This is a genomic window from Kordiimonas laminariae, from assembly GCF_023008165.1.
GTDB classification, from domain to species: Bacteria; Pseudomonadota; Alphaproteobacteria; order Sphingomonadales; family Kordiimonadaceae; genus Kordiimonas; species Kordiimonas laminariae.
This window is the reverse complement of record NZ_JAKQZA010000012.1, coordinates 32831-59828: the sequence shown is the minus strand read 5'-3', so window position 1 is coordinate 59828 and position 26998 is coordinate 32831. Positions and strand designations below refer to the sequence as shown.

Below are 26998 nucleotides of genomic sequence, written 5' to 3'. Positions count from 1 at the left end.
CTATCTTGAACAAACAGCTCTCGATACTGAATACACGCTTACAGTGGAATACTACAAAATGGTCTCTGCTGAACCCACACTCATCTCAGTAGAAAGCCCCGTAATGGTACGACAAAACCTCTATGCGCTATCAGACCGCATCAGATTGTGGGGCGCATCCATTGGAAAATGAAAACCATAAACCAAACCGCAAGCAGCATTATAGCGCGTCAGGACTTGGCAGAGCATATCCCTCAATCAAATGGCAAACCTGAGTTTGATCGGCTTACAAGCAACCTCAACATGATGCTTTCAAAAATTCAGGCGCATGTTGAAGATATGCGCCATATGTCCAACAACATTGCTCATGATTTACGCACACCTCTCACTCGGCTTAAAGTCCAGTTGGACCAACTACCTGCGGAAAATCATATTCGAAACTCAGCGATAGGACAGGTTGATCAGATTATCACATCCTTTGACGCGCTGCTCCGTATCAGCCACCTGGAAGCAGGCACCGCAAAAATAGCTCTGCAAACCACAAACTTTTCCAACTTCCTTGATGATGTTATTGATTTGTACGTCCCGCTCGCACTAACAATCAGTTGTATAAAGAAAAAGAACTAGAACAACGAACGAACATACCTATAATCTTCTTCGGCTAGTGACCAACCGTTATAATTGATAAGCAAATCTTTAATTACATTTCGGAACTGCAAGCCCAAACCACTGATGCCCGTAAAAGAAATATCAACACCATGCTCTTCGGCAAACATTGATATAACCCTCTGATTATAAAAACTCGCCATCATATAAGCGAACTTTACTTCTCCGGATGACGCTTCATTTGATATCTCAGCAAAAGTCGAAAGGTTTGGGCGAATAGTATTTCTTATACGGGCTTCCGCAAACATATGTTCGTTGTGGAAAAACCCTTTACCACTCAAATAAGACACACCTTGTCTCCATGCCGCCATAAATGCTGCCTCACAATTAATCCAGTGATCTATTTCTTTTTCACCCTCTCTCAAATTCCTCTTAATTTGAGCTATATCAAATTCTGTTAACTTCTTTCGCCCTGACCTTTTCTTATCCTCTATGACTTGCTTCAGTTTTTCTTCTACTCTCTCTTCCAGTGGCTTAAGTTTCATTTTTTATTACCTAAATTCATAAAAATTCGACACTAATGCCAATTAACGTCCAATAAAATTGGTAACAATTAATAAAAGAACACCCTGCATTTATTTAAAATTCTAAAGTATTTAACCTTCCTTTATAATAAACATTACTTCTCAACTTCATAACATTATGCAGAGATTTTACTTTTGGGGAGGGGGGAGGGATAGAGGATTTCTATTAAATCTAGAGTATTGAGAAAGCTCCAAATTATTTGCTTTTCGAAATCTCAGCTTCAATAGTCGCCACCGCATCAGCAAACAGTTTTGACGGCTCAATACCAAGCGCAATGGCAAATTCATATAACTCTGTCACCTGAACACCTCTTTCAAAACGTTCAAGCTTCCACAAGCTATTGGCATCCCAGCCAAGCCTATTGGCTAACTCTTTTTGAGTAATCTTTCTACGTTTACGTTCTGCCAAAAGCATTAAAGCTACGGCATCGCGAACATGAGAATGCTTAGGCATAAAAGCTAATCTACATTTGATTTTTCCTTTTTATAAAAAATTTCAAAAACCATCTTGTTTCAATGTGTGATATTCACGTATATCTCCAAAAAGGAGATATACGTGAAAAAAGGACCTCTAAATGCAGATAACTCTAGACTTAAATTGGAGCGAAGATGGTCAATTGATCTTGGAACAAGTTTTACCTTGCAACACTGCAGAAAAAAACTTGGATATGTATAGAGTTATTGACCAAAACCATTCAGAATATACAAAACACCGCCATTCAGTAAAAACAGCTATCAATTTCTCAGCACTACCTAAAACATTCAAAGATGAGTTTGATAATTTTTGCTCAACTCACAAAATGGTCAGCAAAGAGGTATTGATTGAAGCAATGCGCTTGATCGGCCAGCAATATGATCACGAGGGGCTTGCTACTTATCCTAGATGGCGAGACTTAACGAGCCGCCCCCTAAATCGCTATCGAGATTACTATAACATCAGATCAACAAGCTATGACTCTAGTTCCGGATAGAATTATCACTAAGCCAGATGGTACTATGATCCGAACACTCGATCGGAGCTACTTGCTTGATGGAGAAAAGCTCCTATCATTGTCTGAACTTATACCAATGATAGAGATGCACTTAAGCAAGACGCCGAGCTTAATGGAACTAATTCTTAAGCGCTTAAGGGTAAAAGAAAAACAACCCAACGATAAAGAATTGATTAGTTATCTCATTATCCATGGCGGTCGTTACAGCTTAGCCGGGCAAGATCAATCCTGCCGTTTACTGTGGCATACTGCTGTCCACATCCTCAACGTACACAGGGTAGACCACGTGGAAGAAATGTAAGGTGACATATGATCCCCAGCAAACTTCGTCCAAGCTTTGATACTATTTTCATTGATCCATGAAATTCAAAACCTCATATGGCTTTGATTTCTTTATTTTTTTGATCTGCGCAACTTCTCTGTTTGCATCCTCTAAACGCTCCTCTAGTTGAATATTTTTAGCAACCATTAGGGCAAGTTGACTCTCCAGGTTTCTATTTTGCTCCCTCAACTCGGTATTCTTCTTCCTTTGATACTTTACAAAAGCCGTTGGGCTTCTCGGTCCTTCCTCCTTGGGAGCTTGTGCCTCAATTATTGCTTTTCGAATTTCAGGAAATCTACCATTTTCACTGGAAATTGGCGTGCGAGATCTATTGGCTTCAACTGCGACAGCAGAGGCATTAATCTCCAACCTTCCTTCTTTTTGTAATTTCTGTAATTTCGGATGCGACGGTGCTTCAGACTTTAACCGCTCCAAAGCTGCCCAATAATCCGCTTCGGCACTCCCCCTCGGACCACGTTTCTTATTTCGCGCCATTGGCTATCTCCGCTTTGTTTAATTGCTTCACAATTCCCTGAGCTTGTCGAAGTCGTTTTTCGATTAAATTGCTTTGGATAGAGGGGATATTCTCATCAACGAAGGATTTATTTTTCTGAAGAAGATCCAGCCTGTCTTGCCAGAACCTTTTATGCTCCGGCATAATCAACAGTCTTTTACAACTCATACAAACATCCAAATCTCTAAACTTGAAATTCGGACTAATGTTTGACCACTTAATTGTATTGGATTCCGCATGGCAGTTTGCCTGAAGAGGATTAAAAGCTATTCCACAACTTCCCCATTCAAGAAACCAAAAACTTAGATGTTCTTTCTCAAGCACAGTTGCCAGTTCCTGAACAATTTCATCTTCAGGCTTTTCTTCTGAAACACTCTCCACAAATGTCCGAAGTTCTTCTATTCTTGAAGCCATTCGACCTGCAGCTGGTTTCTTGCCAGTACTTATTTCATATAAGACCCGAGCACTATTTCTAGCTCTTTCACTTTTCATAAAGTCCAATATTACAGGATCATTTGTAATATAGGCTTCCATAGTCATAGCTATTTTTAGATGCTTAAAATGCTGACTAAGCGCCGGAGCAAGCATTGGGTCTAGTGCATAGATAAACTGCGCAAATGTTTTTCTCCATGCGTGGGTACGAAGAATTCTATCTCCTTGCAGATAACGTGCATCCACATACTGCCCACAAAAAGCCTTTAACAATGAGTTAATGCCAAGAGGCTTCCAATGATCAAAACTCTCTATCATAAAGATAGATCTTGCACTATTTTTCCGCTGGCAAAATAATGGGGTTTCTATGGAAAGGGAACTTTCCCCACTAGGCTCTACTGAGTTATCCCACTCACTTGGCTGTGTTTTCAATAGGCATGATAAATCATATGCCAGTTTCACAGCCCTAACAGCTGGAGGTAGATCTTTAGCCCCAACCGGACGAGCTCCTATTAACCACTCAACAGATTCTTTTCTGCTAGTTGTCTTAAAAAGATCTCCTCTTAAATAAAACTGTTCTATTTTACCGGATTGATCGAATGCAAGTCGGATGCAGTTTGGTAGCAATGTATCGGCATTTCGTCCATTTGCTTTAAAACCCGCAATTTCACTTGCTCTGCAACCAGTCAAACCTTGTAAAATAATACTGGTGCACGCATAAACGCTATAAACTAGATTATCAGCTACCTCTGTTGCTGACATTATCGCAGATCTTGCGGTCTTTACACCGACATAAAGCTCATCATCGTCAAGGTGATTTCGCCATACATCTATTCCATTTGCTGCTAGGGCTGTAAATTCAAAGTCTGCCAGCAATGCTTCTCTAAGCGCATTTTCTTTTTTTTTACCAAGAGGCACTCTTCTTGGTTTTCTAAGGCCTTCTTTAACCTTCCTTACCATCCGCAAAATATCTTTGGCTGGTCCATCTAAATACCATAGAGCTGTATTCATGATGTTTATAAAATCTTTTTTGGGCAAAGGCTGTATTAAACCAATTGCCTTATAGGCTAGACGCCTTCCGATATTATGAGGTGTTTCCCCTGGGTAAGGGTTTTCTGGTAAACTTGGTACATTACTCATGTCCAAAAACGTCTTCGTTTCAAACATATCAAATATAGCTTGCACCCTGTATTGGATCATATGGACCGAAAGGTCTGAACCATCGCTAAGATTAACTTTACTTTGAATGATATAATCTAGGTATTGATCCGCAACTTCTCTTGTAACTTCCGACAGATCTTTTATTTCAGTCCATTCCAAGAGCCACTGAGCGAAAAGTCTATATCCACCAGCGCGTTCTGCTAAAGTTTCAGGTTTAAATTTTTTACTTAACCCGCCATGGATTCGAACAAACATAGCAACTTTAAATGCCTCAACAAGCTTACTAAATTGCTTGTCTGTTAAATGCTGGTCACCCACTCTACAGTCGAAGTTGACGACTCTCCTAAAGCTATCCTTTTGAGTTGTTGGATCTTCAAAATACCACGATGCATGTTCCCATCGGCTATATTTAGTTACATAACCTTCTTTTAGTTTTTCCGGATATTTTAGGTCCTCTAGAGTAAGCAATGGCCCATCGAACTCTTGCTGTACTAAATTATCAAACTTTGTAACAGTGCGCTTTTTCGCTTGTGCAGCTATTGTCTTGTACTTTGTATTCAGTAAACGAGTAACTTCAACAAACTCTTTCTGCAGTTCCATTACTTCAGAAACTGCGGCACCTTGCGCCCTCGCATATTCAATACCCAACTCTAATTTTTTCTTTTTCTCAATTAACTCATGTCTTCGCTCGCGATACTTTCTATGCTCATCCGCCTGTCTGTCTTGTTTGCGCTGCGTAACACTTGCTTCTATTTGGTTTGATAATACTCGCTCTACAGCTTTTTTTTGCATCAAACTATCTCCGCCAATGTTCTTACTTCTAGGGCTTTTGCTCGATCAAAAACATCGACACTAAACATCTTCAACCAGTATGTTTGTAGGGTATCTAATTGAGGCTGATATTTATCTCTCCAATAAAGAACCTCTAATTTTTCACGAGCATCTATATATTGCTGTTCTAATTGAATTAATCGCGCCAAACTAATGGCGCTCTTTACATCAACACTTGCGAGAGGGCATGCAGGACAACTTCCATAAGCTGTACACAATCGATTACTTTTCTGTCCAGGCATTGGACTTTCTAAAGGGTCTAAACACCGAAAACCTGGCGTGACAGCATCGACACCCTCATCACCTGATTGTCGGGTAGGATCGAACTTACCTTCAGTTGCCAACATTCTCTCTCTCAGCAAGAGCGCTTGAGACATTTTGGAATCATTGATGGCGATAGCTGACGATGATTGGTAGTTCGTAACAAAAGTTTCTAGCTGTTGATGATTTGCTAACGTCGCTGTTGCTACAATATCTCCGTTATAAGCTCGATAAAATAAATTTAACGCTGTGGGCCGAATGCTAGAGTAATTATATGAAAACTCTTGCCCTTTCTTCCGCCAATAAGTTTTATAAGCCGTCGGAAAACGGCCATCTGACACAGCCTCTTTAGTACGACTATCTTCAAAAACAGCTGGATAGGAACCTGCCGTTTGACCTTTCTTCAACGACCAAAAAGCAAACACTCTATTTTGCACTTTACGATCTAGATATGGACGGATGTTTTGAGTATATCTTTTCAGAAAGTTAATGATATTTCCTGGGTTATCGAACTCATCATCCATTACAAACGAGCGACGTTGCATACGTCGCGCTCGACCTTTATAGCCAGAAATCAACACGCGTTGGTCGTCGCTTTTCCCCGAATTATCCTTAAAGAAATCAATATCATCTAGATTCAACGCAAGCATCACACTTAGATTGAATTGAGTATACACCGCCAAAACAACAATAAACGGTAATAAATCATATAGTGTGGGGTGGATAAGAGATACTACATCTTTATAGCCACAGACACCCGCCTTCCCACTAAGTCTACACATCAATGTTTTATCCGTAGACTTAAACTCTTTCTTTGAAGGTAGTCGAGTGCCGTATCTATCTAAAATATGGTGTGCGACTTCAAAAGTAGAAGAAAGCTTTCTCGCCTCATCAATCGGTTCGTTTTTTTCACAATATTTCCAAAACGCTTTCTGTCGGCTAATTATCTTTTGACAATCTATTTTGGCCAGTTTCAGCATATCTGCAAAAACAGGATCTGGAATTACATCTATAGCGCCTCCTCGCGATGCATGACGCCAAAACGGATTACGCGGTGCAAATAGATATGGGTCTCTTACGGTGTCTAAAGTACGATCACTGAGTATATAATTGTAAAGAGATCTAACAGGGTGATAGAGAAGGGTCGCTGTTGCTGAATCATATTTAGTAATGAGAAAATTCACATAATCATTCAACAAACTTACAGAGAGATCACCAATCTCCAGACATTCTAATTCTTCAACTATTAGCCATTCTGCAAACTTCTGGCTTCTTTTCGCATATTCAACACGGGTCATAGTAGAATCTACTGTCGGGCTAGTAATATGCTCCTGAAATTGCTTCAAAACTATATCCATCAACCCCGGTATTTTTGACCAAATTTTTAATTCATGGATTATTAACCGTTCCTGATTTTTTCTTGGGTCAAAAATTTCAATCAGAGGCCCATCTGCCTCCATAATAATCCGTGTATTCCTTCCCTCTTTAAAATCAACCACTCGATTAAATTGAGCAAAAATCTCTTTCAAATCCAAAGTACCTTTCTATGTAATCAACTAGATAAACCTCTAAAAAAATTTAATGATGTGTCAGAAACTGTCGCTTCAAACTGGCTAGATATCTGAAGGTAAATGTTGGCTGTAGTAGCCTCTGACTTATGGCCCAATAAAATTTGGACCGTTTTCATAGGAGCCCTATCACCGGTCTGTACAGCAGCGACATATCTCCAAACCGCCGCAGTATGCCGAAGATCATGTGCGGAAAACTTCGATATGAGGTTGGTTCTATATTCCCCAGTGCCCATATTTAGGTATTCAACTTCGCGCAATAAATCGGCTTGAATACAGTACTCTTTAATCATACCCTTTAGTCGCCCAGGCTTAAGCGCACCACCTGGATTACGCCGACTATGGGAATGATTTAAAAACAAGTTATTTGGAGCAGCTTTCTTATTATTCTGTCGAAAGGCGGCAGCAGATTGGCGTCGTTCATCATCAATATAAATCAACAAATTTCTGACCAACCACACCGGGAACAAAACCGTACGAGCACGTCTTGGTCCACCTTTAACTTTTGTCAAGTAGAGCGAAACAGCTTCCATTTCTCTAGCCTCATCGACTCGAGGTAGCTCGCATTCCAAAGCCAATATCTGAGGCGCCGTTAGACTGATTACTTCTGTGACACGTAGTCCTGTGTGGATCATAGTTTCAAATACTAAACGATCACGACACAGCTCTTGCGGAGAGGCACTATCCTCTGGCAACCCACCTAGGCAGTGGCGAAGTTTTTTCCATTCTTCATAAGTAATGACTCTAATTCTCGGAGCTATATCTCTCCCAGAAACTCCAATTTTATCTGGGCTGATTTCGTTCGGGTCGATATCAGTAACACCCAGATAGTTGGTAAAGAGAATAAAGTCTCTAATATGTCCAATTCTAGCCCTAACAGTTGACCTTGACAGCAGCTGACCTGTAATGCGGTTTCGAGTAATTGCATAACCGTTTACAAAGGCCTTAAAATCGCTCACGCTACCTTCAGTTAGTACTTTACCTATATAACTTAGATACCCCAGCCATAGCCTAATGTTATCAGCTGCAGTTCTTAAACTTCCTACTGACAAATGAGTTCGAAAATACAGAGGGTGAGAGTGCTTTACGTTGGAGCGATAGACCTTCACTCCACGATACCTACTCAAAAAATAATGGAATGAAACCCGATCAACCTGGCAATCAGATGCACAAAGAAGAAATGGAAAACCTTCAGGCAGGTCTATTTCCGCTATTTCTTGTTTTGAGAGCCCTTCAAAAGGCTCTTGTGGAATATAACTACCAAGTCTCAGCGTCACCCCCTCACAACTAAGTTCAGTAAAAGTAACGCTATTTCAGTATCTTATAAAAAATAGTGAACAAATTCGAACAATTTTATCGATCGATTTTCCACTTTTCTTTCAAGATTGAAGAGTACTGGTAAGTTGGTACTGCAGCCCGCAGAAAATAAGGGCTACACGAGTAAAATCTCATGTAACCCTTTTTATTAGTGAACACTATTATCAATTAATCCCAGACATCTTCCCATGTGCCTTGGGTTGCTGCTTTAGAATATTCGGTCGCGCGGTTTTCAAAGAAGTTTGTGTGCTCAACCGCATTCAGCATACTATCCAGCCACGGCAACGGGTTCGCTTCAATATGATATTCAGCCTCTAACCCAAGCTGCTGTAGGCGGCGATCAGCAATATAGCGAATATAATCTTTCACTTCTTGTGCCTCTAGGCCTTCAACCGGACCAAGCCCAAATGACAGGTCAATGAAGGCATCCTCGTGCTCTACGATGGTTTTACAGGCCGTACGCAAATCATTACGCATCTGATCATCCCAAAGATGCGGCTGCTCTTCCATCAAGGTTTTAAAGAGCTTGATAATACTCTCGCAGTGCAGACTTTCATCCCGTACTGACCAGGTTACAATCTGGCCCATACCCTTCATTTTATTGAAACGTGGGAAATTAAGCAGCATTGCAAAACTTGCGAACAACTGCAGGCCTTCAGTGAAGGCACCAAACACAGCAAGCGTTATGGCAGTTGAGCGAAGATCATCGCTGTTAAACTGCTGCATGTAATCATATTTATCCTTCATTTCCTTATATTTAAGGAATGCAGAATATTCACTTTCTGGCATACCAATGGTATCAAGAAGGTGGCTGTATGCAGCAATATGGATTGTTTCCATATTTGAGAAAGCAGACAACATCATCTGAACCTCTGTCGGCATAAACACCTTTGTATAGTGCTTCATGTAACAGTTGTTCACTTCGATATCGCTTTGGGTGAAAAAGCGGAAAATCTGCGTAAGCAAGTTCTTCTCTGGCTCTGACAGCTTTTGTGCCCAATCACGCACATCTTCAGCAAGCGGCACTTCTTCAGGCAACCAATGAACCTGTTGCTGCTTCAACCACGCTTCATACGCCCAAGGATACCGGAACGGTTTATAAACATGCCGTTCTTCGAGAAGCCCTGTTCTTTCAAAAGTACCACCGTCAGCCATTTAGCTAATTCCCCTAATAGCGCCTTAGCCCCAAGGCGCAAACAAACCGATTTATTGGTCACTATAACCCCTCAATTAGTGTATGTGAAACGAAGAAACACAATATTTGCTCTTGACGCCATTTTTACGGTGGCATCACTTTTCTATATCAAAGGGCAAAAAACAGAGCATTCAACGCCCTATAAAAGCGACTCAGTTTCATAGAACTATACGTTTTTCGCATAGAAACAGTTCATTCAGCAGGAGAATTATTAATTGACTTTCAGCGCTAGTTTTAAAACTCTGGGGGATAGTAACCAGTGGGGCCAATTCGCAGGAAAAATCCATGTTTAAGTTTATACAGCCATTTGCACTTATCGCTTTATTAGCTGTGCTGTCAGCATGTTCCTCTTCAATCAAAGAGCCAGCGCTGGAACTTACTTACAATCAAAAAGCAGCCCAACAAACTCCATACCGGAATCCGGTTATTGTTATTCCAGGCATTCTTGGTTCCAAGTTAAAAGATATTCGGGATGATCAAGTCGTTTGGGGGGCTTTTGTTTCAGGCGCCGCAGACCCGCAAAAAGACGAAGGCCTGAAACGTATTACCGCGCCCTATATTTATCCAGACGGCTCATTAACCAACTGGAGCCATGTGGAACCAAACGGCGCACTTGAGGAAATTAAACTACAGCTTTTAGGCATTCCTCTGAAAATCAAAGCATATGCCCAGATTATCGAAGCCCTTAGCATTGGTGGATACCGCGAAAAGCAAATCGGGGACGCCAATGATGAAATTTACGATGATACCCACTATACAGCCTTTCAGTTTGATTATGATTGGCGCCTTTCGAATGCGGAAAATTCCAAACGCCTCTTTCGGTTTATCCAGTCTGTAAGGGAACATACCGCCCGTATTTATGAGACTCGTTACGGGATTGAAGATGCAGATGTAAAGGTTGATATCGTTGCCCACTCTATGGGGGGCCTCCTCACCCGCTTTATGCTGAGGTACGGTGAACAGGGTTTGCCTGAAGATGGCTCCGCCCCCATTCTGGATTGGTCGGGTTCACTGGGCGTAGAACGGGTTATTCTTATTGGCACACCGAACGCAGGCTCGGTTCACGCTCTTACCGAACTTGTAAATGGTAAAAACTTCGGCTGGCCTTTTCTACCGTTCTACAACCAGGGTGTTTTAGGTTCATTCGCCTCTCTGTACCAACTACTGCCTCGCGACAGGCACAACACAGTGGTTGATATGGAAAACAGGCCTCTAGGCTCCCTTTATGATATTAAAACATGGGAGAGATACCAGTGGGGCCTGCTGGATCCTAAAATGGATAAAACTTTTGCTCGGTTATTCCCTGAAATTGAAAGCGCAGAAGAACGGCGTAGGATCGCTCACCACACACTCAAAACACACTTGGAAGAAGCAAGACGTTTCACTGAAGCTATCGATATTCCAGCAGCACCTCCAGAACGTCTTCTTTTTGATCTGGTACTGGGTGATGTTGATCCAACCATGCGCACCGTTGCGTTTGATGCCGAAAAACGGAAATTCATAACGCTTTCTGAAATGCCCGGCGATGGCACCGTTGTGCGTTATTCTGCCTTAATGGATGAGCGAGAAGATGGAAATTTAAGTGTTTGGACCCCAAAGCTCAGATCACCTATCGCCTTTGACAATGTGATGATCCTGCCATACGACCATATCGGATTGACCCAATCAAAGGTGTTCATCAACAACATGCTATATTGGTTACTTGTAGAACCAAGGCCTTCCGGTACGCCACTCGGGTATCCATTAAAGCCTTAAGGGGCTGCAATGCCGCTTACATTACGGTACATGAGAGCTGCCTGTGTGCGGCTCTCTACCCCTAGGCGTTTAAGCACTGCATGAGCATGGGCTCTCACCGTCCCTTCCTTCAGGCCAAGCATTGCAGAAATCTCTCTGTTGCTATGACCATCCGCAATTAACTTCAACACCTGCAAACGTCGCTGCGATAAACCTGAGAAAATACTATGGCGCGCATCCCGGATAGATTGATCCACGCCGAATACATCTATTTTTTCTAGTGTACTACGCCGTTTTTTTAATTCGCCATTGATAAGTGATTTTAAGGCAAAGGCTGGTTGTTTTCGATCAATCACCTCCACACCATCACAGATCAAATCTTCCTCATCAGAGATCAACATAACCTTTGCTTTAGGCATCAAACGGCAAACATAACTCACACTACTAATTGCAGGATATTCAGAAAACTCTGGATTCAAAATTACAAGAGAAATTTCATCGAGTTGACTAACCAAATCAATAAGCTCAATTTCGTCTTCAAGCTCAATGACATCAGAGAAACAATTCATATCACGCAAAAGGCTAACTAAGCCTATACGGTAAATATCAGCCTTATCTATAATCAACACCTTCAAGGCAACGCTCCCTTCCTCCCTCCGGGATATTGACGCCCCCAATATGCCGCTATATTCCCCATACAGCATTTAAAGTCTGATTCACTTTTTTGTGGCCTTTTGTGACCAAAATAGTTCAATAGAAAAACAAACTATAGTTTATCAAAATATAAACTATATAGTGTATATAATCAGCTTATATACCACCATAACATTAATGATGAATGAGACTCAATAAAAAGAGTCATTATGTACCAATACGACAAAATATTGGTTTCACATTTTGATGAGACAGAAAGAGAAAAACACCCATAAAAAAAGCCTTCCGAAAATCAGAAGGCTTTGTTCTTAAATATGTTTTAAGGTTTTACTGGCAGGCGAGACATTCTTCATAATCTGTCGAAGAATTCGCTGCGGCAGCTAATTGTAACTGCTCTTCAGTAAGCTTCTTTTCAGTTGAGCCGGTTGCAACAACCTCAGCCCGCTGAATTGATTTAGAACGACAGTAATAAAGACTCTTCAAACCTTTCTTCCATGCCTGGAAGTGAATTTGATGCAAATCACGCTTGTGCACATCCGCTGGCAAGAAGATATTCACAGACTGAGCCTGAGAGATATACTCGGCCCGGTCAGCTGCAAGTTCAACGACCCAGCGCTGATCAAGTTCAAATGCCGTCTTAAAGACAGCTTTTTCATCATCAGTCAGGAATGTAAGGTGCTGAACAGAACCTTCATTCACTGTAATACTTGTCCAGACCTCTTCAGTGTTCTGACCTTTTTCTTCCAAAAGATTGGTCAGCGCCTGGTTATGCACAATGAAGTTTCCAGAGAGTGTTTTCTGGTTATAACTGTTGGCCGCGATCGGCTCAATGCCTGGGCTCGCACCGCCACAAATTGTGGAAATAGAAGCCGTTGGCGCAATCGCTGTTTTATTGGAGAAACGCTCCATAATGCCATAATCAGCTGCATCAGGGCACGGGCCGCGCTCAAACGCAAGCATTTCAGAAGCACGGTTTGCTTCAGCCTGAATATGCTTGAAGATATTAAAGTTCCAGGACTTCGCCATAGAGCTTTCAAATGGGATCATATTGTTCTGAAGGAAGCTATGGAAACCCATAACACCAAGGCCAACAGAACGTTCACGCATAGCACTGTAGCGAGCTTTCGCCATTTCACTTGGTGCACGGTCAATAAAGTCCTGCAGAACGTTATCAAGGAACCGCATTACATCAGGAACGAAGTTCTTGTCGTCTTTCCATTCTTTATAGTGCTCAAGGTTCAGGCTTGATAAACAACAAACCGCTGTACGCTCATTACCAAGGTGGTCAACACCAGTTGGGAGCGTAATTTCAGCACACAAGTTTGATGTTTTTACTGTAAGACCAGCGAGCTTATGGTGCTCAGGCATCTGGTTATTCACAGTATCGGAATAAATGATATACGGCTCACCGGTTTCAACCCGCGCAGTAAGGATGCGGATCCAAAGCGCTCGTGCGTTCACTGTACGTACAACGTGGCCATCTTTTGGGCTTGTAAGCGCCCATTCTTCATCAGCTTCAACCGCACGCATAAACGCATCAGTTAACAACACACCATGGTGCAGGTTTGGCGTTTTACGGTTCGGGTCACCACCTGTTGGGCGGCGAAGTTCGGTAAACTCTTCAATTTCAGGATGGCTTACAGGCAGATAAATCGCAGCAGAACCACGGCGCAGTGAACCTTGAGAAATCGCCAGTGTCAGGCTATCCATAACGCGTACGAAAGGTACGATACCGCTTGTTTTACCAACACCGCCTACAGTTTCACCAATAGAGCGCAGATTACCCCAATAGGAACCGATACCGCCGCCACGGGAAGCAAGCCACACATTTTCTGTCCACAGGTCAACAATCGATCCAAGTTTATCTTGTGCTTCGTTAAGGAAACAACTGATAGGAAGGCCGCGTGTTGTACCACCATTCGATAGAACAGGAGTTGCAGGCATGAACCACAATTTGGAGATATAATCATACAGGCGCTGCGAATGAGCAGCATCGTCGCCATAGAAAGAAGCAACACGCGCGAACAAATCCTGATAGCTTTCCCCCGGCATCAGATATCTGTCCTTCAGTGTCTCCTTACCAAATTCTGTAAGAAGGTCATCTCGACTGCGATCAACAGTAACCGCACCACCGTGTTCGAAATGGGTAACCTCAAACATTTTGCCCGTATCTCCCTAGGACACATTCGCCCGATATAAGACAATCCTCAACCGTTCACAGAAACAATGGTTTCATTGTAACTGATACAAGAACAAAAGTCGAACAGACTGACTTTATTATATAATTTTCACTAAACTACTGGTTTGGAAGACTCCAAATTAGCCCCTTCGAGTCGCTCCAACCTCGTAACGCACACAGAATACGGTGGGAGATTCTCGCCGTCAAGATAAAGTGTAAAAACTTCTGAAGGCCCACAATATCTTGTAATTTTTTAGTAACATGAAAAAAGGCCGAGCACTAAATCTAGTGCCCAGCCTTCTCGAAACCTGTTTGATTCCGCCGATTCGTCAGCTTTATAAGCCTGCATTACCCATAGCGAGGAATTTCTCTCTGCGAAGTTCGCGTAAACGGTCACCAGATACACCCGCCATGTCTCTGAGAGCATCTTCAAGGGTATCACCCAGCATGTTCATTGCACGTGACGGATCGCGGTGCGCACCACCAAGCGGCTCTGCTACCACACCATCAATTACACCCAGATTTAAGAGGTCCTGAGCCGTGATCTTAAGAGCGTTAGCTGCATCGGCTGCTTTTTCGTTTGTACGCCACAGAATAGACGCACAGCCCTCTGGGGAAATCACACTGTAAACAGCATGCTCCATCATCAATACTTTATTGGCCGCAGCAATTGCCACAGCGCCACCAGAACCGCCTTCACCGACGATACATGTCACAAGCGGCGTACCAACCTGCAGACATTTATCTGTCGAGCGGGCGATCGCTTCTGCCTGACCACGTTCCTCAGCACCTACACCCGGGTATGCACCGGATGTGTCCACAAGTGTCAGTACGGGTAGATTAAAACGTTCAGCCATATCCATAAGGCGAATAGCTTTACGGTATCCTTCAGGACGTGCCATACCAAAATTATGGCGGATACGGCTTTCCGTGTCGGACCCTTTTTCATGACCCATTACAACACATGCCTGACCGCGGAAACGCGCAAGACCACCAAGAAGCGCTTCATCTTCACCAAAAGCCCGGTCACCAGCAAGCGGTGTGAAGTCTTCAAAAAGATGACCCACAATATCTTGGAAGTGTGGGCGTTCTGGATGACGTGCCACCTGAATTTTCTGGCTTGGCGAAAGACCTGCGTATGTTTCTTTAAGAAGTTTACTGAGCTTTGTTTCAAGCTGACCAACCTCTGAGGAAATATCAACCTGCCCGGCACCACCTGCAAAGCTCCTTAGCTCGCGGATTTTACCTTCAAGTTCAGCGATCGGTTTTTCAAACTCAAGAAACGTCATCATATCGCCCGTATCCTTACTCATTTTGCGCCCCTGTTGTTTAGAACAGTAAAGCACGTTTTCAATTTGCGCGCAAAATCCTTGATGCAGCGCTCTATGTCAAGCCTTCAAATGTTTACGTAAACGTCAACGCATTTCAAGACAATGCCACTATTCCGTAACGGTAAAGCAGAATAACCACTTATCCATCACTTAATGGATGTTTGGTTAAAACCAGATTTTTCAACCTTTCTTCAAGCACATGGGTGTAAATTTGCGTCGTGGAAATATCGGCGTGCCCCAACATTTGCTGTACAGCACGCAGATCAGCACCATGTGCGAGCAAGTGTGTCGCAAAAGCATGCCGCAGTTTATGTGGGCTTACACTTGAAGGCATAATACCCGCCGCCACCGCCAAATCTTTGATAAGCTGTCCAAGCCTGCGGCGAGTAAGATGCCCCTCTTTCCCGCGTGACGGAAACAGATATCCGCTTTCTTCTTTTTTAGTCTCATTCAATGATTTCAAATATGAAAGCAGTGCAAGTCGAGCCTTATTACCAAGCGGGACCATCCGCTCCCGCCCTCCTTTACCGCGCACCATAATCATGGTGGTATCTGTCCCCACCGCTCGTCTAGGCAGCGTGACAAGCTCGCTCACCCTCAGGCCTGTCGCATAAAGTGTTTCCATCAACGCATGAAGCCTTTGATCTTCCATTTTGCCAGACTGAGCCTGTTGCTCGGCTGTATCCAACAATCTATCTACATCAGTTTCTGACAGCACTTTAGGGAGTGGTTGATCAAGCTTGGGGCTCTCAATATTCGTTGCCGGGTTATCAGCGCGAAGCCCATCACGGTACATAAAGAGATATAGTTGCCGAATGGCTGAAAGCCTGCGTGCAACAGTTCCAGCTTTCATGCCTTCTGCATGCAGGAATGCCAGATATTCTCTGATATTCTCTGCAGACGCATTCATAAAACCAGTATTGGAGTTTTCAAGAAAATGGCTCAGATCACGCTCATAGGCCTTCAGGCTATTCTGCGCTCTACCCTTTTCTGCCGCTAACATTTCCAGAAATTGCGCCAGAATTTCCCGATCACTCATATGGCTTAGATACCTTGAGAAATTAGCATTTCTGTCGCGATAAGCCTTGCTTCGTCATTCAAGCCAAGCGCCACTAGATTACCAACCAAAGAACCAGCAAGTGCCGCAGGTACACCAGCAGGGCCACCTTCAGAGAGTAAGCGGTAAGCAAGCGCAAGCGTCTTTGGTTTATCACCGCCATTTGCCGTAATCAGAAATTTACGCCACAGCGCAGGAGAAGGGGTTTGCCCGCCATAAACAGCTGGTCCTTCTTCAAGGCGAGTCCACATATTCTCAGGGACAGTATGCCCAAGGGCTTCAACAAGCGTGAACATCAAATTTGCTTTTTCAAAACGCTTCTCGTCAGCTTCTAGTGCTTGCCACCAACCTTCCAGAAAGCCTGCATTGAAATCATCGCTTGTCAGCAACGCCACCAAAGGTGCCAACTCAACAAGCAGCATATCTGCAGCATCATTTGCACCTGCCGACTGCGCTCTTACGGCACGATACCAACCGTTTGCAGCATCTAGATCACCCGATACAAGAGCCGCACGTGCCAAAATACCAACCGTCTCAATATTGCCCGCGTTTGGCGCAGTATCCGTAGAAAGAGCTACAAGGCCACCACCCGCTACCGATGCATATTTTTGACGAACAGAACGTTCCCACGCGAGCTTCAGTGCGTTTGCACGTTCCTCGGGGTTCTTTATATTTCCAGCCTGATTACCAAGAACCGCATCAATAGAAAACCGAGGATCATCCACTGCTAGCTGGTTTGCTGCTTCAACTTCATCAGGTGTTAGTTGATAAGCACGCGCAAACTGCGCATACACATCGCCAGTTGCCCAGCCTTCGCGAACAGCAAGCCCCATCAAATCAGCTTTCACAGCCCCCGCAACATTGGGATTGGAAAGAATGGCAGCAACCGCAAGTGGATTTACATTCTCTAGTGCTAATTCAGGCACACCAACACCGGCAAGGCGGGCCATACTAGCCTCAAGAAGATCAACCTGTAGCGGTGCAGTTAAGTCGACTTTTGTAGACACTCCACCTGATGATTGCAATTCAGCCTCCACCAGAATTTTATCAATCAATTGATAAAAGGTTGGCTGAACCTGAGATACTTCCTCAAGAATTCCTAGCTCAAAGTCCACCGCAGTACGGTTGCCTTCAATCGCTTTACAAAAAGCGGTCATCCGAAGCCAGTAAGCGTCGTTATCAGTTTCACGCTGCTGACTTGCCAGTATGCAAGCGTCCGCCACATTACCTTTTACGAGGTAAGCATTGGTAAAATACCTTGCAAGCGCCGTCCAATCACGGCCGGCAGGCAATGCTGCAAGAAGCGCGCTATATCCTTCGGCATTTCCAAGCTTTTGCAAAAGATCCAGACGTGCTGAAATAAATTCAACAATCACAGCTTCATCCTCAACCGGGTCAACTGGCACTGCGGAAAGAACAAGCTTGTTAGCAATAGACACAAGCGCAGGAGAACCTGCAGCGTTTTCAAAATCTTTTAATCGTTCTTTATAAGATGCGCGGTCATAACCTTGCCAGAAATCGGCAGAAAAACCGTTACCCGCCTCTCCAGAGGCATCCATACCAGACGGATCAAAAAGCGCCAGCGATGCTTCAGAAAAGTCATCAGCAGGTAATGATGCGTCCTGAAGATCCTGTACCTGTGGCAATTCACCCTGCTGGGTTTCCTGTTGCTCAGCATTTACTAGAGCAAGCTTTTCGCCTTCCGCTATATCAGATGATAAAGCAGGAGCCGGCGGCACTTTAACACTACCTTTGGGTACGAATGGCTGAGGCAGTATTGATTTTGGCTTCCCTATAGAGGGACCTACCTGCCGTTTCAGTGCAGGACGGCCACCAAGAAAAAACCTGTTCTGAGTTTTAGGCTCAGCGGTTTCCACCGCAGGTGTTTCCTGTGGCTTTTTCTCTTCGGCTTCATCTTGCGCAAGCACGCTGCTTGCTGCCATCATACCGACAACACTAAACGCGATTGCGATACGAGAAGTTTTATTAAGAAGGGAAGCGATCATTATTTAATGTTTTCGTCACCTTTTCAGACGGTGCTGGGATATCCCATGTCATTAAAAACACGGCACCACCAACCAACAGTACAGCTCCTGCCACCAACAAAATTTGTGTCAATCTGGACATCAATAAAACCTTAAATGCCGAACCTTATAAAATAGCTTATTCAACCTCTTAAAGGATGCATGACCGCGAGTCTAGGCTAAGGCTTTAAAAAGAACGATCACACCTCCGATAGTTTAGAGGTTAAAACATCACTATGGCTGAATTAAGGAATTTTAAAATGCTCAACTAGCTACAAAGATGCGTTTCTCTGCTTCAAAGGCTTTGATTTGATCTTCAGATAACCCTGCAGTCATCAGGCACTCTCTCGTATGAAGGCCCAATTTTGGCGCAGGTAATCCAGACAACCCTCGCTTACCTTCAAAAGAAATTGGCGGCGCAACAGCTCGAAGATTCCCCATAACACTACAAGCATGCTCTTCTACAAGTTCAAGCGCAGTTACTTGTGGGTGGGTTATAGCCTTTTCCCTATCCAGACATTCTGTCCCAGGCACATCTTCATCTTTTAGCCGTGCCAATAACTCCTTCAGTGTAAATTTAGCAAAACCTGCATTCATTATTTCCCTTAGTTCACCAATATGCTTCACCCGACCATAGAGGTCTGCATAGCGTGGATCATCTATCAGTTCAGGTTTCCCAAGGATACGGAACACGCCCGCCCACTGATCATCTGTAGCAGCCATAATAGATATATGGCCGTCCTGAACGGTTGTTACCCAGAACACGTCTGCAATATTAGGAGACTTAGGAATACCATCATCAAGGAAGGTTTCATTTGCCATACAGTCAGGCCACATGAAAGCTAACATGGCGTGAAGCATGGAGATATCTATATGCTGGCCTTGCTGATCTTCTGAACGTTCCCGAACATATAAAGCTGCAGTAATCGCCTGCCACGCAGTATAGGCCGTTACCTTGTCGCAAAGCAGTGTTTTCATAAACCCAGGACGGCCACCGTCTGATTGTACGGCCGTTAAACCGCTAAGTGCCTGAATAACACTATCATAAGCTGGTGCATTCGCGAGAGGGCCATCTTTTCCAAAACCATTAATCTCAACAAAGATGAGTGATGGATTATCGGTGCGAAGCTGTTCACTCCCTAGGCCCAAGCGGTCCATCACACCGGGCCTGAAATTATGGATCACAACATCTGCATCTTTCATAAGTGTGCGAACTGCAGCTTGAGCGGCATTATCCTTTAGATCAACCGCAACAGATTTCTTGCCTCGGTTACAGTTATTAAACATGGCAGATATACCATTGCTACTGGTACCGAGTAGCCGGAGAGGATCACCTGTGATGGCTTCAACCTTAATGACTTCTGCTCCCTGATCAGCGAGCATCATGGTCGCAAGCGAGGCTGTGATCATTGTGGATAGTTCGATTACTTTTACGCCCTCAAGCGGTTTTTGCAGCGAAAACTCTTTAATCATGATCTCCCCCTCACATCACTTTTCATTTATTACTTGAATTATATTCAATTTATCAAAAAGCAAATAACCACTCAAATGCCCATCAGTTTTTAAAAATGGTTTCAAAAAAAACACTTGGTCAAACCGGGGCGGGCTTATAAAAGGCAAGTATGCCTAGACGACGCAAACATTTCAGACAAACAAGTGTTATCAATCCAAGCGCTCTTGGAGTGGACCGCACCATTGTGCTTGTGGGCCTGATGGGTGTTGGTAAAACCACTGTTGGCAGACGCTTAGCGAAAAAACTTGGTATGGATTTTGTGGATTCAGACCATGAAATTGAAAAAGCTGCCGACATGACGATTTCTGAGATTTTTGAAGAATATGGAGAAGAAGATTTCCGTGCTGGCGAACGCCGCGTAATTTCCCGCCTTCTTGATGGCACACCACAAGTTATTGCCACGGGCGGCGGTGCTTTTATCAATCAGGAAACTCGCCGCATGATCAAAGATAAAGGCCTGAGCATCTGGCTGGACGCAGACATCGATACGCTAGTGGAACGAACTGGCCGCAGAGATACACGCCCACTTCTCAAACAAGGTGACCCAAAAGAGATTTTGACCAAGCTCGCCAACGAGCGTTCCCCGCTTTACGACAAAGCTGATTTGAAAGTGATGTCCGGCGCTGGGCCACATGAAACAGTCGTTGATAATATTCTGAAAGCACTCAACGACAGGGAAGTCCGCTAAATGACACAAGATACCGACCAGCAAGCGATCATTCATCTACCTCTCGGTGATCGGTCATATGATATTATCATTAAAGGCGGTGCCCTCTCTGAGCTCGGTGGCTATGTTTCTCCTCACCTGAAGAACAAACGTGTATTTGTTGTAACCGAAGAGACAGTTGCAGGGTTTTATAAAAAACAAGTAACAGCGACGCTGGATCGGGAAGATATCAGCCAGAAATGGTTCACTCTTACGCCTGGTGAAGGTACCAAGAATTTCAGTGTTTTTGAAAAACTACTTAATGATATGCTCAGCGCAGGCATAGAGCGCAAAGATATTATTCTGGCACTGGGTGGCGGCGTTATCGGCGACCTAGCAGGCTTCACTGCAGCTTCAGTTCTGCGTGGCATTAATTTCATTCAGGTACCAACAACACTACTTTCGCAGGTCGATAGCAGCGTAGGCGGCAAAACCGGTATCAACACTCCGTACGGCAAAAACCTAGTAGGCGCGTTCCACCAGCCAAAAGCAGTGGTGATTGACCCTTATGTATTAAACACACTTCCAAAACGTGAAGTACAGGCTGGTTATGCAGAAGTGGTAAAATACGGCCTTATTGATGACCCAGACTTTTTTGAATGGCTTGAAGAAAATGGCCATGCGCTAATAAGCGGTGAAAACAGCAACCAACAACTGGCAGCACAGATTTACGCTATTAAAGAAAGCTGCACGGCCAAAGCACGTATTGTTGCTGAAGACGAACGGGAAAGCGGGAAACGCGCCCTTCTCAATCTAGGCCATACCTTCGGCCATGCCCTTGAAGCGGAATGCGGATATGATGGCACCCTCCTTCACGGTGAAGGTGTGGGTATTGGCATGGTGATGGCGCTTGATCTATCCGCAAAACTTGGCCTCGCTGAAACAAGCGAAAAAAGCAGGCTCGTAAAACATCTTAAATCCGTAGGTATGAAGGCTTTTGCTTCCGAGATCGGTGTTGAGCTTGATGCTAAAACCCTGATGGCGCACATGACCAAGGATAAAAAAGCTGAAGCAGGTGATATTGGCTTTATCGTTGGCGGTATTGGTAAAGCTGAGATGCGTCGCGGGATAGACCTTGATCTTGTAGAAGCGGTTCTGCAAAACTCCATCAACGGCAAATAATCTATTTAAGAAAAGCAGGAGCATGCTTCATGGAAGATGCGGCAACGGTGTTTGATACAGCCTTCTGGATAACTGCAGGCATTATTTTTGTGCTTCTGTTGCTTTCGGGTTTTTTCTCAGGTTCAGAAACCGCACTAACCGCTGCCTCTAAAGCTCGTATTCACCAACTTATGCGCGGCGGAGACAAACGCGCAACACGAGTTGCCAAACTTATAGATGATAAGGAAAAACTGATTGGCGCTATCCTGCTTGGCAACAACCTAGTGAACATTCTGGCTTCAGCGCTCGCGACCAGCCTTCTTATCAAAATCGCAGGCGAAGAAGGCGTAGTATATGCCACACTGGTGATGACACTTCTCGTTCTTATCTTCGCCGAAGTACTGCCAAAATCATACGCGATCGCGAACCCCGATAAGATGGCTCTGAGCGTGGCCTGGTTTATCAATATTATCGTTACGGTCTTTTCTCCCATCGTTGCTATGGTGCGCCAGATTGTACGCCTGACCCTGAAGCTTTTTGGCGCTGATATTTCCGAGATGGGCCACGCCCTATCCGCACAGGACGAGCTGCGCGGTGCTATTGATCTCCACGGTCAGGAAGGCGGTTTGGTAAAAGAAGACAAGCACATGCTTGGCTCCATCCTAGACCTGGAAGATGTTACGATTGAAGACGTAATGGTGCACCGTTCCAGCATGCAAACCATCGATCTAGCTGAAAAATCACAGGATATTATCTCTGCTGTTGTTCGCAGCCCCTACACCCGCCTGCCGGTTTACGAAGGCAGTGTCGAAAATATCGTTGGTGTCCTGCATGCCAAAGATGTGCTGCGCGCTATTCGCCGCTCAAATGGGCAAATGCACCGTTTCAATGCCAAACGCATCATGACCAAGCCCTGGTTTGTACCGGAAACCACAACGCTTAAGGAACAGTTGAATGCCTTCCTTGAACGCAAGGCGCATTTTGCATTGGTTGTTGACGAGTACGGCGACATTCAAGGACTGGTGACCCTCGAAGATATCCTTGAAGAAATTGTTGGCGATATTGCTGATGAGCATGATTTCGAAGTCCCTGGCGTACGCACGTTGGCGGACGGCACCGTTCAAAGTGAAGGTACGGTTTCCATCCGTGACCTGAACCGTATGTTTGATTGGGATCTATCTGACGAAGATGCAACAACGATCGCTGGGCTTGTGATTCACTATGCAGAAGCAATTCCGATCGTGGGTAAACAATATACCTTTGATGGCTTCCAGTTTGAAATTACCGCCCGATCTCGCAACCAGATAACGGGTGTGCGGATCAAGAAAACCCGGTAGTTACTAATCAGGCAGCCTTTCTTCAGTTTGCCACAAAGCTGGATTTACCATCATATCCGTTGAAAGGGTTGCCCCGGTATCTCTAGAGAGCACATTCATAATTTCTGGGTCTTCCCGGAAATCGCCATAATACCCCATATACCACTCGGCGTAGATACGCTTCAAAGTTGGCTCAAAGTAAACTGTTCGTACATTTTTATGCTGTCGTGCGTCGAGAATGTGGGCATAGACGTTCTCAACAGCTATTTTAGGGCCTTCCAACCACTGAACAAACTGCTTGCCGTCATACCAGAGAGCACCTGTTATGCCGTTTTCTCTGTTAACCTGTCGAGCATTTTTCAGAATGCGTTCCAGATCACATGGAACCGAAAAATCGCGTTCACTCACATACAGTAATTTATGTAACCCTTTACAAGCTTCACCCATGAGTTGCCTCACAATTACTAAGCGTTTGTATTTGATGAATTTTACCACATTCATTACTAAATTAGTATTAATTAAGACTAAAGAAAAGCCTCGGAAAACCGAGGCTTCAAAATCTCTAATGAACAGACCTATTACGCGAGACCAGCTTCCATGGCAGCAGACAGACGGCGAGCGAAGGCCGCTGCATCATCAAGCGCATCACCTTCCAGGATTTTAGCCTGATCAAGCACAAGCCAAACAGGATCAGCGAGTGTATCCATCGCGCCTTTTTCGCCTGCTTTCTTCGCAAGCTTTCTGATCAGGCCGTGGCTCGGATTAATTTCAAGCACTTTTGCTGTTACTGCATCAAGCTGGTTATGAGCTTTAAGCATACGCTCCATCGCCATATCCATACCTGTATCACTTGCCACTAGGCAGGAAGACGTATCAGTAAGGCGGTTAGACGCCCGAACATCAGATACTTTGTCGCCGAGAACTTCCTTCATCAGAGTGATAAGCGTTGTAAGCTCACCCTCTGGCGCTTGCTCTTCAACTCTCTTTTCCACACCTGCGATATCATCGAGATCGCTCGTTCCGCGCGTGATAGAAGCAAAGCCTTTACCCTCAAAGTCAGGTACCATCTGCAGCCAGAAATCATCCACAGCATCAGCGAGGAGCAGCACTTCAATGCCGCGTGCTTTGAAACCTTCAAGCTGCGGGCTGCGCTTCAATGCTTCTTCATCCGTGCCAGTGATATAATAAATCTTATCCTGCTTGTCTTTCATGCGGGATACATAATCAGCAAGTGTTGTCCAGCCTTCAGCAGAAGTAGATTTAAAACGAGATAGCTTTAGAATTTGATCACGACGTTCAAAATCTTCATAGATTCCTTCTTTGATCACACCACCAAATTCGGCCCAGATGTTTTCAAATTTCGCGGCTTCTTTTTCAGCCATTTTCTCAAATTCACCAAGAACCTTCTTGGTAATGGCTTTCGACATACGACTGACAACAGGGTTGTTCTGCAGCATCTCGCGGCTCACATTAAGCGGCAAATCCTGGCTATCAACAACACCGCGCATAAATCGGAGCCAACCTGGCAGAATGTCGGCGGAATCGTCAGAGATGAAAACCTTCTTCACATAAAGCTTCACACGGTTTTTACGCGCTGGATCAAACAGGTCCATCGGCTTCTGTGTTGGGACATAGAGAAGCACAGTATATTCCTGCATACCTTCCACTTTATAGTGAAGGCGGTGCACAGGCTCATCAAAGGCGTGGCCTACGTGACGGTAAAACTCTGTATACTGCTCGTCTGTGATATCTGATTTCGGGCGCGCCCAAATAGCAGAACCTTCGTTCACAATCTTCGCTTCTGCGTCAGCTTCTTCTTTGCCTTTGATGGCAAGCGTGATCGGCACCTCGATATGATCACTGTATGTAGTGACAATATTGCTCAGGCGGTGCTGCTCAAGGAATTCTGCAGCATCATCTTTGATGTGCAGAACAATCTCTGTTCCCTGATGTTCCTTGGAAGCTTCTTCAATTTCGTAAGAACCTTCGCCCTTACTGACCCAGCGCCAAGCAGTGTCCTCACCGGCTTTCCGCGTCGTTACCGAAACATCACCAGCCACCATAAATACGCTGTAGAAGCCAACACCAAACTGGCCAATAAGCTGCACATCTTTTTTGCTGTCACCCGTTAACTGGTCAACAAAATTGGCTGTGCCTGAACGCGCGATGGTACCGAGGTTTGCAATCAAATCGTCGCGGTTCATACCAATACCATTATCTGAAACAGTAATGGTTTTTGCTTCAGCATCCGCAACGATGGCGATACCAAAATCATTCCCATCTGTTTTCAAAGAAGCATCTGTGAGAACCCCGTAACGCAATTTGTCGCACGCGTCAGACGCATTTGATACCAGCTCACGAAGGAAGATTTCTCTATCAGAATAAACAGAGTGAACCATCATATGCAGAAGGCGGGAAACCTCTGCCTCAAAACCCATTTTTTCGGTTTTCTTATTCACCGTTTCAGACATTGTTTATTTTGAACCTTTATTATTTAACTTGTGACGCCTTTGTATGACGCAAATTTCTGCTCTTCATTTAAGAAAAAATAAGGGACCGTCAAGCCCCTACATTAGAATGAAATAATGCTGCTTATTGCTTATTACTAACAAAATCAGCCCGAACGGAGGATAAAGTACCGGCGTCAATCTCAGATAGCTTAAACACCCATTCGCGTGTTGCAGCCATAATAGAGGCAATTTCGGCTTGTACTTCCGCAGCCGTTTTCAGCCCTGCCTGATCCAGTCGAAGGGTATCATCATATGCTGCTGATATTTTGGCCCAACGACCTTCATCCATCTGGTAAATATCCACGTTTACCACCATACCGTCATATGTATTCAGCACAGCCTTTGCGAACGGCTCGGCAAGCGGATTCCCAAGCTTTTTAGCATCAGTAAAAGTGAAATCTGCGATAGCACGAGCTGGTGAATGTAACTGCCAATTCGGCAGTGCTTGCTCATTAGCTTTTACACCCTGAAGCTTAAAGTCCTGATCACCAAATTTACGCGTTAACCACACACCATTTACCGTTACGTCGCTCACTCGTGCATCATCAAACCGGAAAAGAGAATGATCAAGCCACCAGGCAGAGTCGACCTGAGCTTCTGCCAACTCAGAGACCAACCAACTACGCGTATCTGTATCTTGATAGATGTAGGTTAACGAACGGCCACTCGTTGCATTTGCCTTACGCTTCCCCATTGCAAACTCAAGAACAGTTGCACCGCCTGCGGCCTTAAGGGAAACCGTCTTTGCCTTTGAGCCTAAACCAAGAACGTCAAAGCGGCTTTGGTTGGAAGTCTTTGGCTCTCTACGTTCAGATTTTGCAATCCCTCTCAAAAAGACACGAACTTTTTCACCATCAGCCTGATATGCATCTCTGCTTTTAACAACCCAACCATCATTAGTGCGGGCTAATGAAACCTGCCCTTTCTCAGAAATGATATTAATTTCCTCAACATCATTAATTTTTTGATCGACAGTTGAGAAAGTTGGTTCGTTGCGAGCGCCCTGCTCTTTTGAAGGATCTTCTCCAAACAGCACCCAAATCGCACCCAAAATTGCGAAGAGTGTGAGATACCCTAAAATATTCGTCAGTCTTTCAGACATTGGCCCTTG

At 44.4% G+C, this 26998-nt stretch carries 23 protein-coding genes; 6 read left to right on the top strand and 17 right to left on the bottom strand.

Annotated elements, in window-relative coordinates:
• Window positions 1-168: 168 nt before the first annotated feature.
• Complete coding sequence (locus tag MF542_RS17265; RefSeq protein ID WP_247021786.1) at window positions 169-606, top strand: sensor histidine kinase; 438 nt, start codon at window positions 169-171, stop codon at window positions 604-606.
• On the opposite strand, the gene MF542_RS17260 is transcribed toward MF542_RS17265, so the two are convergent.
• Window positions 603-1130, bottom strand: a complete 528-nt coding sequence (locus MF542_RS17260) for a hypothetical protein (protein ID WP_247021784.1) — start codon at window positions 1128-1130, stop codon at window positions 603-605. The two genes, MF542_RS17265 and MF542_RS17260, sit on opposite strands and share 4 nt — an antisense overlap.
• A 235-nt stretch (window positions 1131-1365) precedes the next feature.
• A complete protein-coding gene (locus MF542_RS17255) occupies window positions 1366-1623 on the bottom strand; it encodes a helix-turn-helix domain-containing protein (protein ID WP_247021782.1) in 258 nt (85 codons plus the stop codon).
• A gap of 121 nt (window positions 1624-1744) precedes the next feature.
• On the opposite strand from MF542_RS17255, the gene MF542_RS17250 reads away from it, so the two are divergent.
• Window positions 1745-2140 (top strand): hypothetical protein, encoded by a 396-nt coding sequence (locus MF542_RS17250; RefSeq protein ID WP_247021780.1) that lies wholly within the window; start codon window positions 1745-1747, stop codon window positions 2138-2140.
• A gap of 370 nt (window positions 2141-2510) precedes the next feature.
• Here the strand turns inward: MF542_RS17250 and MF542_RS17245 are convergent, their stop codons facing one another.
• The 5 genes from MF542_RS17245 to MF542_RS17225 all read right to left on the bottom strand — a co-directional run bounded on the left by MF542_RS17245 (window position 2511) and on the right by MF542_RS17225 (window position 9722).
• Window positions 2511-2978 carry a hypothetical protein gene (locus MF542_RS17245; RefSeq protein WP_247021778.1) on the bottom strand — a complete coding sequence of 156 codons (468 nt, stop codon included), beginning with the start codon at window positions 2976-2978 and terminating at the stop codon, window positions 2511-2513.
• Window positions 2965-5382 carry a hypothetical protein gene (locus MF542_RS17240; RefSeq protein ID WP_247021776.1) on the bottom strand — a complete coding sequence of 806 codons (2418 nt, stop codon included), beginning with the start codon at window positions 5380-5382 and terminating at the stop codon, window positions 2965-2967. Before MF542_RS17240 ends, MF542_RS17245 begins: the two co-directional genes overlap by 14 nt.
• On the bottom strand, window positions 5382-7217 hold the full coding sequence (locus tag MF542_RS17235) for a hypothetical protein (protein WP_247021774.1): 1836 nt from the start codon (window positions 7215-7217) through the stop codon (window positions 5382-5384). The genes MF542_RS17240 and MF542_RS17235 overlap by 1 nt, the downstream gene beginning before the upstream one ends.
• Before the next feature lie 17 nt (window positions 7218-7234).
• Window positions 7235-8527 (bottom strand): tyrosine-type recombinase/integrase, encoded by a 1293-nt coding sequence (locus MF542_RS17230; RefSeq protein WP_247021772.1) that lies wholly within the window; start codon window positions 8525-8527, stop codon window positions 7235-7237.
• Window positions 8528-8735: 208 nt separating this feature from the next.
• Window positions 8736-9722, bottom strand: a complete 987-nt coding sequence (locus MF542_RS17225; RefSeq protein WP_247021770.1) for a ribonucleotide-diphosphate reductase subunit beta — start codon at window positions 9720-9722, stop codon at window positions 8736-8738.
• Between the two features lie 325 nt (window positions 9723-10047).
• Between MF542_RS17225 and MF542_RS17220 the strand changes: the two genes are divergently transcribed.
• Entirely contained in the window at window positions 10048-11517 is a 1470-nt protein-coding gene (locus MF542_RS17220) for an esterase/lipase family protein (RefSeq protein WP_247021768.1), read from the top strand.
• On the opposite strand, the gene MF542_RS17215 is transcribed toward MF542_RS17220, so the two are convergent.
• The 7 genes from MF542_RS17215 to MF542_RS17185 all read right to left on the bottom strand — a co-directional run bounded on the left by MF542_RS17215 (window position 11514) and on the right by MF542_RS17185 (window position 20214).
• A complete protein-coding gene (locus MF542_RS17215; RefSeq protein WP_247021795.1) occupies window positions 11514-12125 on the bottom strand; it encodes a response regulator transcription factor in 612 nt (203 codons plus the stop codon). The two genes, MF542_RS17220 and MF542_RS17215, sit on opposite strands and share 4 nt — an antisense overlap.
• A 352-nt stretch (window positions 12126-12477) precedes the next feature.
• Window positions 12478-14310 carry a ribonucleoside-diphosphate reductase subunit alpha gene (locus MF542_RS17210; protein WP_247021766.1) on the bottom strand — a complete coding sequence of 611 codons (1833 nt, stop codon included), beginning with the start codon at window positions 14308-14310 and terminating at the stop codon, window positions 12478-12480.
• Between the two features lie 354 nt (window positions 14311-14664).
• The gene (locus MF542_RS17205) at window positions 14665-15618 is read right to left on the bottom strand and encodes an acetyl-CoA carboxylase carboxyltransferase subunit alpha (protein WP_343265094.1); all 954 of its coding nucleotides are present in this window, start codon (window positions 15616-15618) and stop codon (window positions 14665-14667) included.
• Window positions 15619-15799: 181 nt separating this feature from the next.
• On the bottom strand, window positions 15800-16699 hold the full coding sequence (gene xerD / locus MF542_RS17200) for a site-specific tyrosine recombinase XerD (RefSeq protein WP_281501761.1): 900 nt from the start codon (window positions 16697-16699) through the stop codon (window positions 15800-15802).
• A 5-nt stretch (window positions 16700-16704) separates the two neighbouring features.
• Window positions 16705-18723, bottom strand: coding sequence for a hypothetical protein (locus MF542_RS17195; protein ID WP_247021762.1), 2019 nt, complete (start codon window positions 18721-18723; stop codon window positions 16705-16707).
• A complete protein-coding gene (locus MF542_RS17190; RefSeq protein ID WP_247021760.1) occupies window positions 18704-18844 on the bottom strand; it encodes a hypothetical protein in 141 nt (46 codons plus the stop codon). Before MF542_RS17190 ends, MF542_RS17195 begins: the two co-directional genes overlap by 20 nt.
• Before the next feature lie 161 nt (window positions 18845-19005).
• The gene (locus tag MF542_RS17185) at window positions 19006-20214 is read right to left on the bottom strand and encodes a CaiB/BaiF CoA transferase family protein (RefSeq protein ID WP_247021758.1); all 1209 of its coding nucleotides are present in this window, start codon (window positions 20212-20214) and stop codon (window positions 19006-19008) included.
• 149 nt (window positions 20215-20363) lie between these two features.
• On the opposite strand from MF542_RS17185, the gene MF542_RS17180 reads away from it, so the two are divergent.
• From MF542_RS17180 to MF542_RS17170, 3 genes are read left to right on the top strand one after another with little or no spacing between them, the layout of a single operon-like run.
• Window positions 20364-20942, top strand: a complete 579-nt coding sequence (locus MF542_RS17180; protein WP_247021756.1) for a shikimate kinase — start codon at window positions 20364-20366, stop codon at window positions 20940-20942.
• Window positions 20943-22082 (top strand): 3-dehydroquinate synthase, encoded by a 1140-nt coding sequence (aroB, locus tag MF542_RS17175; protein ID WP_247021754.1) that lies wholly within the window; start codon window positions 20943-20945, stop codon window positions 22080-22082.
• 29 nt (window positions 22083-22111) lie between these two features.
• The gene (locus MF542_RS17170; RefSeq protein ID WP_247021752.1) at window positions 22112-23398 is read left to right on the top strand and encodes an HlyC/CorC family transporter; all 1287 of its coding nucleotides are present in this window, start codon (window positions 22112-22114) and stop codon (window positions 23396-23398) included.
• A 3-nt stretch (window positions 23399-23401) separates the two neighbouring features.
• Here the strand turns inward: MF542_RS17170 and MF542_RS17165 are convergent, their stop codons facing one another.
• The 3 genes from MF542_RS17165 to MF542_RS17155 form a co-directional block, all read right to left on the bottom strand.
• Window positions 23402-23824, bottom strand: coding sequence for a BLUF domain-containing protein (locus tag MF542_RS17165; protein WP_247021750.1), 423 nt, complete (start codon window positions 23822-23824; stop codon window positions 23402-23404).
• Between the two features lie 131 nt (window positions 23825-23955).
• The gene (gene htpG, locus MF542_RS17160) at window positions 23956-25848 is read right to left on the bottom strand and encodes a molecular chaperone HtpG (protein ID WP_247021748.1); all 1893 of its coding nucleotides are present in this window, start codon (window positions 25846-25848) and stop codon (window positions 23956-23958) included.
• Window positions 25849-25969: 121 nt separating this feature from the next.
• Window positions 25970-26989 carry a DUF4340 domain-containing protein gene (locus tag MF542_RS17155; protein ID WP_247021746.1) on the bottom strand — a complete coding sequence of 340 codons (1020 nt, stop codon included), beginning with the start codon at window positions 26987-26989 and terminating at the stop codon, window positions 25970-25972.
• Between the last annotated feature and the right edge of the window lie 9 nt (window positions 26990-26998).

What these genes read in the sequence shown, in the direction of transcription:
- MF542_RS17265 (WP_247021786.1), top strand. Translation starts at nt 169, where the DNA reads ATGAAAACCATAAACCAAACCGCAAGCAGCATTATAGCGCGTCAGGAC.
- MF542_RS17260 (WP_247021784.1), bottom strand. Translation starts at nt 1,130, where the DNA reads ATGAAACTTAAGCCACTGGAAGAGAGAGTAGAAGAAAAACTGAAGCAA.
- MF542_RS17255 (WP_247021782.1), bottom strand. Translation starts at nt 1,623, where the DNA reads ATGCCTAAGCATTCTCATGTTCGCGATGCCGTAGCTTTAATGCTTTTG.
- MF542_RS17250 (WP_247021780.1), top strand. Translation starts at nt 1,745, where the DNA reads ATGCAGATAACTCTAGACTTAAATTGGAGCGAAGATGGTCAATTGATC.
- MF542_RS17245 (WP_247021778.1), bottom strand. Translation starts at nt 2,978, where the DNA reads ATGGCGCGAAATAAGAAACGTGGTCCGAGGGGGAGTGCCGAAGCGGAT.
- MF542_RS17240 (WP_247021776.1), bottom strand. Translation starts at nt 5,382, where the DNA reads ATGCAAAAAAAAGCTGTAGAGCGAGTATTATCAAACCAAATAGAAGCA.
- MF542_RS17225 (WP_247021770.1), bottom strand. Translation starts at nt 9,722, where the DNA reads ATGGCTGACGGTGGTACTTTTGAAAGAACAGGGCTTCTCGAAGAACGG.
- MF542_RS17220 (WP_247021768.1), top strand. Translation starts at nt 10,048, where the DNA reads ATGTTTAAGTTTATACAGCCATTTGCACTTATCGCTTTATTAGCTGTG.
- MF542_RS17210 (WP_247021766.1), bottom strand. Translation starts at nt 14,310, where the DNA reads ATGTTTGAGGTTACCCATTTCGAACACGGTGGTGCGGTTACTGTTGAT.
- MF542_RS17205 (WP_343265094.1), bottom strand. Translation starts at nt 15,618, where the DNA reads ATGACGTTTCTTGAGTTTGAAAAACCGATCGCTGAACTTGAAGGTAAA.
- xerD (WP_281501761.1), bottom strand. Translation starts at nt 16,699, where the DNA reads ATGAGTGATCGGGAAATTCTGGCGCAATTTCTGGAAATGTTAGCGGCA.
- MF542_RS17195 (WP_247021762.1), bottom strand. Translation starts at nt 18,723, where the DNA reads ATGATCGCTTCCCTTCTTAATAAAACTTCTCGTATCGCAATCGCGTTT.
- MF542_RS17190 (WP_247021760.1), bottom strand. Translation starts at nt 18,844, where the DNA reads ATGTCCAGATTGACACAAATTTTGTTGGTGGCAGGAGCTGTACTGTTG.
- MF542_RS17185 (WP_247021758.1), bottom strand. Translation starts at nt 20,214, where the DNA reads ATGATTAAAGAGTTTTCGCTGCAAAAACCGCTTGAGGGCGTAAAAGTA.
- MF542_RS17180 (WP_247021756.1), top strand. Translation starts at nt 20,364, where the DNA reads ATGCCTAGACGACGCAAACATTTCAGACAAACAAGTGTTATCAATCCA.
- aroB (WP_247021754.1), top strand. Translation starts at nt 20,943, where the DNA reads ATGACACAAGATACCGACCAGCAAGCGATCATTCATCTACCTCTCGGT.
- MF542_RS17170 (WP_247021752.1), top strand. Translation starts at nt 22,112, where the DNA reads ATGGAAGATGCGGCAACGGTGTTTGATACAGCCTTCTGGATAACTGCA.
- MF542_RS17165 (WP_247021750.1), bottom strand. Translation starts at nt 23,824, where the DNA reads ATGGGTGAAGCTTGTAAAGGGTTACATAAATTACTGTATGTGAGTGAA.
- htpG (WP_247021748.1), bottom strand. Translation starts at nt 25,848, where the DNA reads ATGTCTGAAACGGTGAATAAGAAAACCGAAAAAATGGGTTTTGAGGCA.
- MF542_RS17155 (WP_247021746.1), bottom strand. Translation starts at nt 26,989, where the DNA reads ATGTCTGAAAGACTGACGAATATTTTAGGGTATCTCACACTCTTCGCA.